At 69.6% G+C, this 12,714-nt stretch carries 9 protein-coding genes; 5 read left to right on the top strand and 4 right to left on the bottom strand.

From position 1 onward, the window contains the following. The 5 genes from ACFWAY_RS24755 to ACFWAY_RS24735 all read left to right on the top strand — a co-directional run. Positions 1-2,872 (top strand): SDR family NAD(P)-dependent oxidoreductase (locus ACFWAY_RS24755; RefSeq protein ID WP_378512484.1); only part of this gene is annotated, 2,872 nt, incomplete at its 5' end. Beyond that, complete coding sequence (locus tag ACFWAY_RS24750) at positions 2,869-4,905, top strand: beta-ketoacyl synthase (RefSeq protein ID WP_378512483.1); 2,037 nt, start codon at positions 2,869-2,871, stop codon at positions 4,903-4,905. The genes ACFWAY_RS24755 and ACFWAY_RS24750, both read left to right, overlap by 4 nt. Then, positions 4,902-6,470 (top strand): PfaD family polyunsaturated fatty acid/polyketide biosynthesis protein, encoded by a 1,569-nt coding sequence (locus ACFWAY_RS24745; protein ID WP_378512482.1) that lies wholly within the window; start codon positions 4,902-4,904, stop codon positions 6,468-6,470. Before ACFWAY_RS24750 ends, ACFWAY_RS24745 begins: the two co-directional genes overlap by 4 nt. Continuing rightward, positions 6,467-7,915: a pyridoxal phosphate-dependent decarboxylase family protein gene (locus ACFWAY_RS24740; RefSeq protein ID WP_378512481.1), complete on the top strand. Its 1,449-nt coding sequence runs from the start codon at positions 6,467-6,469 to the stop codon at positions 7,913-7,915. Before ACFWAY_RS24745 ends, ACFWAY_RS24740 begins: the two co-directional genes overlap by 4 nt. Next, on the top strand, positions 7,912-8,559 hold the full coding sequence (locus ACFWAY_RS24735) for a GNAT family N-acetyltransferase (protein ID WP_378512480.1): 648 nt from the start codon (positions 7,912-7,914) through the stop codon (positions 8,557-8,559). Before ACFWAY_RS24740 ends, ACFWAY_RS24735 begins: the two co-directional genes overlap by 4 nt. Positions 8,560-8,626: 67 nt before the next feature. On the opposite strand, the gene ACFWAY_RS24730 is transcribed toward ACFWAY_RS24735, so the two are convergent. From ACFWAY_RS24730 to ACFWAY_RS24715, 4 genes are read right to left on the bottom strand one after another with little or no spacing between them, the layout of a single operon-like run. Beyond that, a complete protein-coding gene (locus ACFWAY_RS24730; protein ID WP_378512479.1) occupies positions 8,627-9,460 on the bottom strand; it encodes a carbohydrate ABC transporter permease in 834 nt (277 codons plus the stop codon). Continuing rightward, complete coding sequence (locus tag ACFWAY_RS24725) at positions 9,450-10,409, bottom strand: carbohydrate ABC transporter permease (RefSeq protein ID WP_378512478.1); 960 nt, start codon at positions 10,407-10,409, stop codon at positions 9,450-9,452. Before ACFWAY_RS24725 ends, ACFWAY_RS24730 begins: the two co-directional genes overlap by 11 nt. A gap of 10 nt (positions 10,410-10,419) precedes the next feature. Continuing rightward, positions 10,420-11,301, bottom strand: coding sequence for a metallophosphoesterase (locus ACFWAY_RS24720; protein ID WP_378512477.1), 882 nt, complete (start codon positions 11,299-11,301; stop codon positions 10,420-10,422). Beyond that, the gene (locus ACFWAY_RS24715; RefSeq protein ID WP_378512476.1) at positions 11,298-12,674 is read right to left on the bottom strand and encodes an ABC transporter substrate-binding protein; all 1,377 of its coding nucleotides are present in this window, start codon (positions 12,672-12,674) and stop codon (positions 11,298-11,300) included. The genes ACFWAY_RS24720 and ACFWAY_RS24715 overlap by 4 nt, the downstream gene beginning before the upstream one ends. Positions 12,675-12,714: the final 40 nt, after the last annotated feature.

Below are 12,714 nucleotides of genomic sequence, written 5' to 3'. Positions count from 1 at the left end.
GGATCTGGGGGTCGACTCGATCAAGCGCGTGCAGGTGCTCGGCGCGGTGCAGGAGCGGTTCCCGCACCTGCCGAGCCTGGGCCCGGAGCAGCTCGGCGCCCTGCGGACACTCGACCAGATCGTCGAGATCCTCGCCGACGCATCGGCTCCGACGCCGGAGCCGGCAACGGTCTTTGACACACCGGCAGCGCAACACGAGCAGGGATCCGCCGCGGTGAGTGCCGCGGCCCTGCGGACGGCGCTGCAGGAAGTGGTGGCGGACAAGACCGGGTACCCGGTGGAGATGGTGGATCCGTCGATGGATCTCGAGGCGGATCTGGGGGTCGACTCGATCAAGCGCGTGCAGGTACTCGGCGCGGTGCAGGAGCGGTTCCCGCACCTGCCGAGCCTGGGCCCGGAGCAACTCGGCACCCTACGGACACTCGACCAGATCGTCGACCTCCTCGCCGAGGGGAGTGATGTCCACCCAAAAGCTGAAGCCGCGGCCACCGCGCCGCGGCACCTCGTCGAACTCGTCGCCCTGCCCCCGATCGACCACCAGGACAACACCTTCGGCGACCACCCCCACGCGGTGATCATCGAACTCGGCCCCGACGAGGCACACAGTGACGGCGCCGCCCTCGCTCACGTCCTCACCAACGACAACTGGGCGGTCCGCCGAATCCACCTGGGCGGCACCCTCGACGACATCGACACCACCCTGACCGACACTCTCGATGAGCCCATCGACCTGTGCGTCGTCACCGTCGGCCACACCCACGACTGGGCCGAGGCGACCCGAGCACTCGGGGCCACGATCCTCGCCGCCAAACACACCCACCCCGCACTGTTGACCACCGCACGCACGGGCACACGGGCCGCATTCGTCACCGTCACCCGGATCGACGGCGCCCTCGGCTTCGTCGGCGACGGCGACCCGGTCGGCGCACTGGCCGGGGGCGTCGGCGGCATCGTCAAGACCCTCGGCGTCGAGCACCCGGAACTGTTCAGCCGCGCCCTCGACATCCACCCCACCCTCGACGGGGACCGTTTCACCGCTGCCGTCCTCGCCGAACTTCACGACAGTGCCGTCGATACCCCCGAGGTCGGGGTCGGCGAACTCGGCGACCGGCAGACCCTGGTCCCCGGTATCCACGCCCACTCCACCGAACAGACCAGCGTGCACCTGGACACCCCAGCCCCGGTCACCTCCCTGACCGCCGACGACGTCGTCCTCGTCACCGGCGGCGCCCGCGGCGTCACCGCCCTGTGCGTCCGGGACCTCGCCCGCCACTGCAACGCCCGCTTCATCCTGCTCGGCCGCACCGAACTGGTACCCGAACCGCAGTGGGCGCACGGCATCGAGGGCCAGGATCTGCGCCGGGCCGCGATCGCCGGACTCGCCGGCACCGCCACCACCCCACGGGAGATCGCCCGCACCTGCGCGGCGATCACCGCGAACCGCGAAATCCGCGACACCCTGACCGAGTTGGGGGAGCGCGGACGCTACCTCGCTGCCGATGTCACCGACACGGCCGCAATCCGGGCCGCGCTCGGCGCCGACCGCGACCAGATCACCGCCCTGGTCCATGGCGCCGGGGTCCTCGCCGACGCGATGATCGCCAAGAAAACCGCCGACGAGATTGCCCGGGTGCTCAGCCCCAAGATCGGTGGGCTCGCCGCGGTCCTCGGCGCCCTCGGTGAGACGCCGCAGCTTCGGCACCTGGTGTTCTTCACCTCCGTCGCCGGCCTGTACGGAAACTCCGGGCAGGCGGACTACGCGGTGGCCAACGAGGCCCTCGGCCGCTTCGCCGCCACCTGGAAACACCGGCACCCCGACCATCATGTGACGGCCATCGACTGGGGCGCCTGGGACGGCGGCATGGTCACGCCGGAACTGCGCGGATACTTCCTCGACCGCGGCATCACCCTGCTCGACCCCGAGGTCGGCGCCCGCGCCTTCACCGAACAATTCACCACCGCACGTCGCGACGACGTCGTCATCTTGATCGGGGAGGCCGAATCCCTGGCGACCGGTCAGCCGTCGCACCGACCCGATACGATCGTCCGCCGCAATCTGTCGGACTTGCCCGCGCACCGCATCATCGCCGCGCACCGCATCGGTGAACACACCGTGCTGCCCGCGACATTCGGGCTGGGTGCGATGATCAACGTCGTCGAACGAGCCCACCCCGGGCTGTGCGTCACCACGGTCCGCGACTTCCGCGTGCACAAGGGCATCGTCTTCGACCACCCGATCACCGACGTGGCGATCGAGACCACGCACATTGCCGACACCGAGCCGGTGCGCGTGCACGTCCAGGTCTTCGGGACCAATGAGGACAGACGGGTACCGCATTACGCGGCCACCTTCGACCTGTCCACCACGACGGGCTCGGCACCGGCGGTGCCGGTGACCTGGCCGGCCACCGGAGCGGACGCCGAGATCCTCTACCGGGACGCGACCCAATTTCATGCCCCACCGTTGCAGGGCATGCGGCGCATCCTGCGCGACGACGCCGACACCCTCGTCCTCGAGTGCGCCCTGTCCGGTGCGCCGGTCGCGCTCGGCGCGTTCACCGGAGTCCTGCACAATCCCGTCCTCGCCGACGTGATCCTGCAGGGACCCCCGGTGGCCGGTCACCGGGCACTCGGATCGGCCTGCCTGCCCCTGGGCATCGGCCGCATCGACTACTACGACGCCCTGCCCGACGACGAACCCTTCGTCCTGATCGTCGACAACGCCCGTCCCGGGCCGGTGGACGCTCTGGTCGATGCGTGCGCGGTCACCGCGAACGGCACCGTCCTGCAACGGTTCACCGACGTCGCCGTCGTCACCACCCCCGACCTGTCCGAGAAGTTCCGTGAATCAGTGAGGCAGTGGAGCGCATGAACCCCGTGCCGACGACCACCCCCGACGTCCTCTCCTTCGACGGCGCCGCGTTCAACCCGGTCCCGATCACCCCAACCATCTCCCCGACCACCACCCCGACAAGCAAGGCCGCAGCCGTGCCGAGCGCACCGGCGCGCGCACTCCCGGCCACCGCGGCGACCCCGCTGGCCGAGGTGCGGGCCGGGCTCGTCGTAGCGCACCGCGCCGCACTCGCCGCACAGACCGCGGTGCAGCGGCGCCTGCTCCGCGACGCTCTCACCACCACCATCACCACGCAGGTCATCCCCCCCACCACGGAGGTCATCCCGCCCGCTGCCGGCAGGCCGGTCCTCGTGGTGACCACGGCCCCGGAGGGGGCATTCAAACCCCTCGCCCGCACCGGCGTCGACCGCCTCGACGCCGCCGCACTCGACCTGCTCACCCGCGGGCAGATCCCCGCCGTGTTCGGGCCCGCCTATCAGCAACACGGCGCCAACCCCGACATCCGCCTCGCCGGCGACTCCCCGCTGATCCTCCACAGTGTCAGCGACATCGGTTTGCGCGACGGCGCACTCGGCCTCGGCCGCCTGCGCGCCCGCTACACCGGCAACCCGGCGGCGGCCGCCGTCCAAGCCGGGCAGGTCTTCGCCCTCTACGCCGGACTGCACCTGTGTTTCGCCGACGCGCACCTCGACAGCGCCGCCTTCGCCACCGCAGCAACCGACACATCGACCGAATCCGAACTCGAACTGATCGTCACCGACATCGACCTCGTCCCCCGCCCCCATCTGACCGCCGAAGTCCTGTGCGGCGGAGCGCGGGTGCCGGTGTCGGTCACCGTCACCGAAAACCCCGCCGCCGTCATCGGTCCCGGCGCCGGCGGCACCCTCGACACCTGGACCGGCCGCGTGACCGCCTCCGGAGAACAGGCACTGCTCAACGAATTCCACATGGCGCACCTGGCCCGCGGTGACCAGGGCATCGCACTCGGACCCGAATTCGCCCACTACACCGGGATCCGGGCCACCCGCGTCCCCACCGGCGGTCTGCTCCTCGTCGACCGCATCACCGACTTCGGCGGCACCCGCGGCACCCTCGACCAACAACTCACCTACCGCAGCGAATACGACTCACCCGCCGACGCGTGGTACTACGCCGACACCGCGAACGAATCCATGCCGCACTTCGTGTACATGGAAACCTCGCTGCAGGCCGCCCTGCTGATGGGGTACTACCTCGGGCCCACACTCACCGAACCACACACCACCCAAAGTCTGCGCAACCTCGGCGGCACCGCCACCGTGCTGCGCCGAGTCAACCTGCGCGACAAGACCATCACCCAGACCTCACGGCTGCTGTCGACCACCCTGCTGCCCGGGTCCTCGCTGCAGAGCTTCGACTACACCCTCTCCGTCGACGGCGAACCGTTCTACCAGGGCGAGACCATGTTCGGCTACTTCAGCGACGAAGCGCTCGGCACCCAGACCGGACTCGACGCCGGCCGCCACCGCCCCACCTGGCTGGCCGAGCACCCCGACCAGGGAAGCACCCGCCGCATCGACCTCGACGCCCGCCGCCGCAACCCCGACGACCGGCTCAGCAACCGCCGCACCCTGGCCCTGCTGGACTGGATCGACGTCGTCGACGGCGGGGGAGCGTTCGGCAACGGCTACCTGCATGCCCTGCGCCGCATCGACCCGCAGGACTGGTTCTTCTCCCGCCACTTCCACCTCGACCCCGTCATCCCCGGATCGCTCGGGGTGGAATCGGTGATCCAGGCCCTGCAGGGGTGGGCCGCCGACACCGGACTGGCGGACGACCTGGCCGACCCGGTGTTCTCCATCCCCGCGAACATCGCCTTCACCTGGAAATACCGCGGGCAGTTCCTCCCCTCCGACGGAACCTGCGAGCTCGAGGTCCACATCAAGACGGTGACCCACTCGGCCACCGGGGTCGTGGTCACCGCCGACGCGTCGCTGTGGAAACCGGGGCTGCGGATCTACGAACTCGAAGACATCGCCATCGAACTGACCGAGCGGAAGGCCCCGGCATGACCGTTCCCACCGTGACCGCACCGGCCCGCGACCTCACACAGGTGCGAGCAACCCTGTCGGACCTGACCACCCCGTGCTGGGTGGTCCGCGGTCCCGACGGTATCGACATCACCGCCGACGCCGGGCTCGCCGCCCGCACCGAGGTGCTCACCGCGGTCGGACCCCTCCCGCCCCACCAGCTCGGCGATCCCACCTTCCGCAGCTTCCACGGCGTCCGCTACGCCTACGCGGCAGGGGCCATGGCCAACGGCATCGCCTCCCCGGCCCTGGTGACCGCGCTGGCGCGGGCCGGGTACCTCGCCTCCTACGGCGCCGCGGGAGTGGTCCCGGCACGCGTGGACGCCGCCCTCGCCGAACTCGCCGCCACCCTCGGCGAACTTCCGTACGCCTGCAACCTCATTCACAGCCCGAGCGAACCCGCCCTCGAACGAGCCATCGTCGATGCATGCCTGCGGCACGGGGTGCGCTGCGTCGAGGCCTCCGCGTTCATGGACCTGAGCCCGGAGATCGTCCGGTACCGGCTGTCCGGCCTGTCGACCGCCCCCGACGGCCGGGTGATCCGGGCGCACCGGGTCATCGCCAAGGTCTCCCGGGTCGAGGTCGCCGAACTCTTCCTCCGACCGGCACCGGCGGCGCTGATCCGGCAGCTCCTCGACCGCGGCGACATCACCACCGAGCAGGCACGGCTCGCCCCCTCGGTGCCGATGGCCGACGACATCACCGCCGAGGCCGATTCCGGCGGACACACCGACCGCCGCCCCCTGATGGTGCTGCTGCCCGACCTGATCGCCGCCCGCGACCGCATCCACCGCGAGTTGCCCGCGCTGGGACAGGTCCGCATCGGCGCCGCCGGCGGCATCGGCACCCCCGCCGCGGCGGCCGCCGCGTTCGCCCTGGGCGCCGCCTATGTCGTCACCGGCTCGATCAACCAGGCCACCGTCGAAGCCGAGCAATCCGAGGCGACCAAGACCCTGCTCGCCGGGGCCGGCGTCGCCGACTGCACGATGGCACCGTCGTCGGACATGTTCGAACTCGGTGTCCAGGTCCAGGTTCTGCGCCGCGGCACCATGTTCGCCAGCCGCGCGCACCGCCTCTACGACACCTACCGGGCCTACGCGGGCATCGACGCGATCCCCGCCGCGCGGCGCGACGACCTCGAATCGGCGGTGTTCCGCCGACCGCTCACCGAGGTGTGGGACGACTGCGTCACCTACTTCGCCGAACGCGACCCGGCGCAACTCGCCGGCGCCGACGACGACCCGAAACGCAAGATGGCCCTGATCTTCCGGTGGTACCTCGGACTGTCGTCGGGGTGGAGCATCCGCGGCGCGCACGAGAGGACCGCCGACTATCAGATCTGGTGCGGGCCGGCGATGGGCGCCTTCAACAACTGGGTCGCCGGCACCCACCTGGCCGCCCCGGGCCACCGCCGGGTCGCCGAGATCGCCCACCACATCCTCGAGGGCGCCGCCTACCTCACCCGTGTGGGCCAGCTCCGCACCGCGGGCGCGCGGCTGCCCGCCGATCTCGCCCGCTACCTCCCCGCACCCCGGGAGGACCGGTGACCGCCGCCGACGCCCATGCGGCGACCGCCGACCTTCTCCACACGATCAGCGACTACAGCGCGAACTACCTCCAGGATCCGCGCACCGAGCACACCGGCTCCGCCGTCGACCGGAGCGAACTGCGCCGCCGACTCGCCGCGCCGCTGCCCCGGACCGGCGCCGACGCGGACACCGTGCTCAATGCGCTGATCGCACACGGCGAACCGGGGCTCCTGCATTCGGGGGCACCGACCTTCCTCGGCTTCGTGATGGGTGGCGCGTATCCGGTGGCCGTGGCGACCGAATGGCTCACCTCGGTGTGGGACCAGTGCGGGGCCCTGTACGCCACCAGCCCGACGGCGTCCGTCGTCGAGGAAGCGGTCTCGCGGTGGCTGCTCACACTGTTCGGGCTGCCGTCGCACACCTCGGTCGGCATCACCACCGGGTGCGCGATGGCGAATCTCACCGGCCTGGCCGCCGCCCGCCACCACGTGCTCGCCGGTCAGGGCTGGGACGTCGAACGCGACGGCCTGATCGGTGCCCCGGCGCCGTCGATCCTGGTTTCCCGCGGATGCCACGTCACCGTGCACCGGGCCCTGCGACTGCTGGGCCTGGCCGGGCAGGTACGCCTCATCGACACCGACGACCAGGGCCGTATGTGCATGTCCGCGTTCGAGGCGGAGCTGTCTCGCACGAGGGGGCCGCTCATCGTGTGCGGGCAGGTCGGCAACGTCGACTCCGGTGCCATCGACCCCGTCGCCGACATCTGCGACCTCACCCACGACCGCGGCGGCTGGGTCCACCTGGACGCGGCCTTCGGGATGTGGGCCGCCGCCAGCCCACAACTGCGGAACCGGGTCACCGGAATCGAACGCGCCGACTCCTGGGCCACCGACGGCCACAAATGGCTCAACGTGCCCTACGACTGCGGCATCGCGTTCTGCGCGCACCCGGTCGCGCACCGCGCGGCCCTGCGCACCGGCGCCGCCTACCTCACACCCGCACAGGACGGCGGCCGCGACCCGGTCGACTTCACCCCCGACATGTCCCGCAGAGCCCGCAGCCTCGTTCTGTGGGCGACCCTGCGCCACCTGGGAGGAGACGGCGTCGCCGAGCTGATCGAACGATGCTGCGCCCTCGCCCGACGCCTGGCCGCGGGACTGTCCGCCATCAGCGGCATCACCATCGTCAACGACATCGCCCTCAACCAGGTCCTCGTCGCCTTCACCCCTACCGCCGACACCACCGAGGCGGCCCATCTCGAGCACCTCGTGTCCACCCTTCAACGCGGCCCGGTGGGGTGGGCGAGCCCGACCACCTGGCACGGCCGGCCCTGCCTGCGGCTGTCGGTCTGCAACTGGCAGACCACCTCCGCCCATATCGACGCCTGCATCGACGCGATCGCCTCCGCACACCGGACCGCGGGCGCGTCGGCCCGGACCACCACCATCGAGGAGCTGGTATGACCCTGTCCGACGCCTCGGCGACCGTTCCCATTGTCACCGCAGACCCCGATCTCGACGCCGTGGTCGACACCCTCGTCACCGCGTTCCGGGACGACCCGATCATCGAATGGGCGATCCCACCGAACACCCTCGGACGCGACTACCACCTGGCCGCGTTCTTCGCGTCCACGACCGAATTCCTGTTGGACCACGGCGGGATCGTCGCCGCACCGCACGACTACTCGGCCGTCCTGGTGTGGTCACCACCGGGTGAACCCGCCATCACCGACGCCGAGAACCGGGCGTTCCTCGACCGGCTCACCGCCTCCACCGGCACCTGCGGGGCACGGGTCCGCACCCTGATGGAGGCACTCGACGCGCATCACCCCGCCGATCTGCCGCCGCACTGCCACGTCATGTTCGCCGCGGTCCGGCCCGAACATCGCGGCACCGGTGTCCGAGCGGCACTGACCGGCGCACTGCGCGCGATGCGACTTCACGACGGCATCGGGGTGTACGCCGAAGCGTCCAGCACCCGCAACCTGCGGCTGTGGGAGCGCCTCGGCGGGCAGCGGATCGGTGCGGAGATCACCCTCCCGGAGGGTGGACCGTCCCTGTACCCGATCTTCTTCGGTCCGCCGCCCGAGTCGGTCGACGCCCCCTGATCCGACCCCGCAGACATCAGAGCCGGTGCCCCGATCGGTGGGCACCGGCTCCGCCGTGTTCCGAGACCTATTTCAGACCGGATCGAACGAACGCGTTGACGATGTGCCGCTGCAGCACGACATAGAGCGCGAACACCGGCAGGCACGCCAAACCTGCGACGGCCATCATCGGCCCCCAGTCGTTTCCCTCGGTCCCCATGAAACTCCTCAGCCCCAACTGCACGACGGCGTTGCTGCGCTGCAGGACCACCGCGGGCCAGAAATATTCGTTCCAGGCATTGATGAACAACAGGATCGACAGCGCCGCCAATGCGGGACGCAGATTCGGCACCACGACGGTCCAGAGGATCGACCACGACGAACGGCCGTCCAACTTCGCCGCCGCGACCAGTTCTTTCGGGAAGCCGGCCATGTGCTGGCGGAGCATCAGGACACCCAGCGCGGAGCACAGCGTCGGCACGATCACGCCGGCAAGGTTGTTGATCAGTCCCATTTGGTACAGCAGTACATAGTTGGGGAGCATCGTGACCTGGAAGGGCACCAACCAGGTTCCGACGAACGCGAGGTAGAGCAGCCGCTGGAAGCGGAACGAATACATCGCGAACGCGTACGAGGCCAGCAGGGCCACGAGGAGCTGACCAGCTGCCGAGACCGCGGAGACGGCGAACGTGTTGGCGAGCAGTCGGATCACGTCGACCTTCTCGGTCGCGTCCACGTAGTTCCCCAGTGACAGCGGCCACGGAACGGGGGAGAGGGAGCCGACGTCGCCGGGCCGTCGCAGCGACGTTGCGAGCAGCCAGTAGATGGGAAATATGCACACGACTGCGATGGCGACGAGGACGGCATGCCCCCGCGCCCGCCGCCACAACGGCTCGGGTACGAGTGACTCGCTAGTCGTCATGGAACGAGATCCTTTCCGAGATCCACACGAGAACGCCCGCAACGAGACCGAATCCGAGAAACAGCATGACGCCCGCGGCGGCGCTCAGGCCCGCGTCGAAGCTGTGGAACCCGTAGTCCCACAACAGATAGTAGATGTTGGTCGTTGCCTTCGACGGTCCACCCTGAGTCAGGGTGTCGATGAGCGGGAAGGTCCACTGCGCGCTCAGCAGCACCGTCATGAGTCCGAGGAACACCAGCGTGGGCGACAGCAGCGGCAGGGTGATCCACCAGTCGATCTGCCGCCGCGTCGCCCCGTCGACCTGCGCGGCCTCGGCGTAGTCCCCACTGATGCCGGCCATCCCGGCCGACACCACCAGCACGGCGAAACCCATGAAATGCCACCCGGTGATGGCGACGATCACCCACTGCGCCGTCGCCGGTTCGTGGATCCAGTTGGTGTCCGAGCCCAGCACCCGGTTCACGATTCCGGCACCCGGGTCGAGGAGCCATTGCCACACGGCCGCGCTCGCGACCGGGGCGACGAGAAAGGGCGCGAAGATCAGGCTCTGGTAGATCGCCCGGGCTCGCCCGTGCACGCCGCGGGTGGCGAATCCGACGACCACCGGTAGCACGAGCGTGAACGGCAACAGCCCGACGATGAGGACGACTGTCCGCCAGACGGAGTCACCGACCGCCGGCAGCTCGAGCAGCCGGCGGTAGTTGTCCGTGCCGACGGGAACCATGGGAGTGGTCGGAAGCAGGTTCCAGGAGTAGGTGGAGAGTTGGGCCGCCTGAAGCAGAGGCCGGTATGTCCACACGATCAACAGGGCGACCGCAGGCGTGAGATACAGGTAGGGGGCGGCCGCCCGCGCCACCCTCTGGAGAGGGTGGACACGGACGGCCGGGACCACCACCGGCGCCTGCACGGGTACTGCCACGTCGGCGAGATCGGGTACGGCAACGAACACGATCGCCTCCTCAGCCGGCCTCGAGCGCGAGCGCACGCAACCGGTCGAGCATCTCCTGTTCGGGGATGTCGTAGACCACCTCGGCCGGGGTCGCCTCCACCGCGGTGGCGACCACGGCGCCGCCGAGGACATCGATCCGAGTGAATCCGTATCCGACATGGCCGCGGTGCCGGCCGACCGGGGCCAACGGGTCGACCCGGTACGACAACGCCGGACCCACCCACACCGGAATCCCCGCCACCGCACCGGTACCGGTCAGATGCGCGTGCCCACAGAGGATCATCCGCACATCGGAGCCGGCCAGAACCGCCGCGAGCCGGTCCGGCTCCTGCAGCCGCAGGTAATTTACCGTCGTGACCGGCGACGGGATCGGCGGATGGTGCAGGACCAGGAGCGTGCCCCGGGCGCTCGGCCGGGACAGTGCACCTCGGAGCCAGTCCAGTTGGGTGTCGGTCAGCCACCCCTCGTGCCGGCCGGGGGTGGTGCTGTCGAGCACCACGATCCGCAGTCCGTGTACCTCGTGTACGGCGTCGTACGGTGCGGTCAGACCACCACCGTCCTTGGTGCTACGACCGCACAGTTCGGTGCCGAACGCGGTGCGCTCGTCGTGATTGCCCATCGCGTAGACGATGCGGGCACCGAGGGCCGCCGCCGCCGGCTCGACGACCGCACGCAGCCGCCGGTAGGCCTGCGGCGCGCCGTTGTCGGTGAGATCCCCCGACAGGACCAGCGCGTCGACCCGCCGACCGGATCCGACGATCCGGTCGAGCGTGCGGCGCAGCGAGTCCAGAGTGTCCACGGCGCCGTGGACGAGCGTCTCGCCGGCGGTGATGTGGGTGTCGGTCAGTTGGATGATCGTCAGGTCACCGGACGGGCTTGCGGCGGTGCTCATTCGGCGGGCAGAAGCGCGGTGGCCTGCTTCTGGGCGGCGTCGAGGGTGGATTTCGGGTCGGCGTCCTGGTAGACGATCGCCTCGACGGCGTCCATCATGCCGTCGCGGATCTGCAGGTAGTTGTTGCCGGGCATGGAGATCCACGGTTCCATCGTTTTCAGCTGCGCGAGGTTGGGGGTGAGGAGGGGGTTCTTCTGCGCCCAGTCCTGCAGCCCGGCCGGATCGTCGACGAGCCCGGTCCGCAGCGGCAGGTAGCCGATGCCCTGCGCGATCTTGGTGTAGGCCTCTTCGCTGGTGAGGTACTTGATCAATTCCCATGAGGCCCGCTGCTTCGCGGGGTCGGAGGCGAATGTGAACAGGGACGCTCCGGAGTTGGTGGGAACGGGGGTCGTGCCGGCGAAGGAGGGCATCGTGGTGGCGCGCAGGTCCCACTTGTCCTTGGCGCCCTTGACGAAGGTGCCCTGGATCGCGCTGGTCTCGAGGATCATGCCGATATCTCCGCGGGCGAAGGCCTCGTAGCCCTGCTGCTGGCTGAGCTTGGGTGTCGATCCCGACTGCACCAGGTTCTGCGCCATGTCCGCGACCTGCACCGCGGGGTCGTCGGCGAACGTGAGCGACGACCGGTCCTCGGCGATGACCCGTCCGCCGTTGGACCGGACGAGGCTCTGGAAGCACCAGTCCTTCGCGGTCTTGGTCAGGCAGTCGAGGTAGACGCCGCCCTTACCGGTCTTGGTGGTGATCGCGTCCGCCGCGGCCGCGACCTCGTCCCACGTCTTCGGTGGCGCCGCGGGGTCGAGCCCGGCCTGCTCGAACAGTGTTGCGTTGTAATAGAACACCGGGGTCGAGAAGACGAACGGCACGCCGTAGGTGGAGCCTTCCCAGTCACCCAGGGTGCGCGCGGTCGGGGCGTACGGGTATTTCGCACCGTCGAAGTTCTTCTGCACCGCGTCCTTGCCCACCAGGTCGTCGAGCGGCTTCGCGCCGAGCTGATGGATCGTGAAGTCCAGGTCGCTGAACCCGAGCTGGGCGACATCGGGTGGGGTTCCCGCGACCGTCTGGCTCTGGATGCTCGAGATCGTGTCGGTGGCCGGGTTGGGACTGTTGCCCTGGGGCTTCTGCGCGGTGACGTGGATGTTCGGATTCTGCTTGGTGAAGTCGTCGATCAGGGCGTTGAAGGTGTCGGTCCACGCTCCCGCCATTCCGTAGTTGTAGCTTTCGAACACGATCGACACGTTCTGGTCCGGAGCGAGTTCCGGCACCGGATCGGTGCTGCTCGCCGCGGACTCTGTGGTGGTGGTGCCGAGGCCGCCGCAGGCGGTCAGGACCAACGCGCTGGTCACGAGCGCGACCAGCGCGGGCAAGGTCTTCTTCACTGTTTTCTCCTGTGACTCTGTGAAAGGCGAAGCGGATCGG

Source organism: Rhodococcus sp. NPDC059968 (assembly GCF_042738615.1).
In the GTDB taxonomy this organism is placed as follows: Bacteria; Actinomycetota; Actinomycetes; order Mycobacteriales; family Mycobacteriaceae; genus Rhodococcus_F.
This window is presented reverse-complemented; position numbering and strand designations above follow the sequence as displayed.

Bases quoted from the DNA above. Each gene is read 5' to 3' on its own strand.
- ACFWAY_RS24750 (WP_378512483.1), top strand. From the start codon at position 2,869: ATGAACCCCGTGCCGACGACCACCCCCGACGTCCTCTCCTTCGACGGC.
- ACFWAY_RS24720 (WP_378512477.1), bottom strand. From the start codon at position 11,301: ATGAGCACCGCCGCAAGCCCGTCCGGTGACCTGACGATCATCCAACTG.
- ACFWAY_RS24730 (WP_378512479.1), bottom strand. From the start codon at position 9,460: ATGACGACTAGCGAGTCACTCGTACCCGAGCCGTTGTGGCGGCGGGCG.
- ACFWAY_RS24745 (WP_378512482.1), top strand. From the start codon at position 4,902: ATGACCGTTCCCACCGTGACCGCACCGGCCCGCGACCTCACACAGGTG.
- ACFWAY_RS24735 (WP_378512480.1), top strand. From the start codon at position 7,912: ATGACCCTGTCCGACGCCTCGGCGACCGTTCCCATTGTCACCGCAGAC.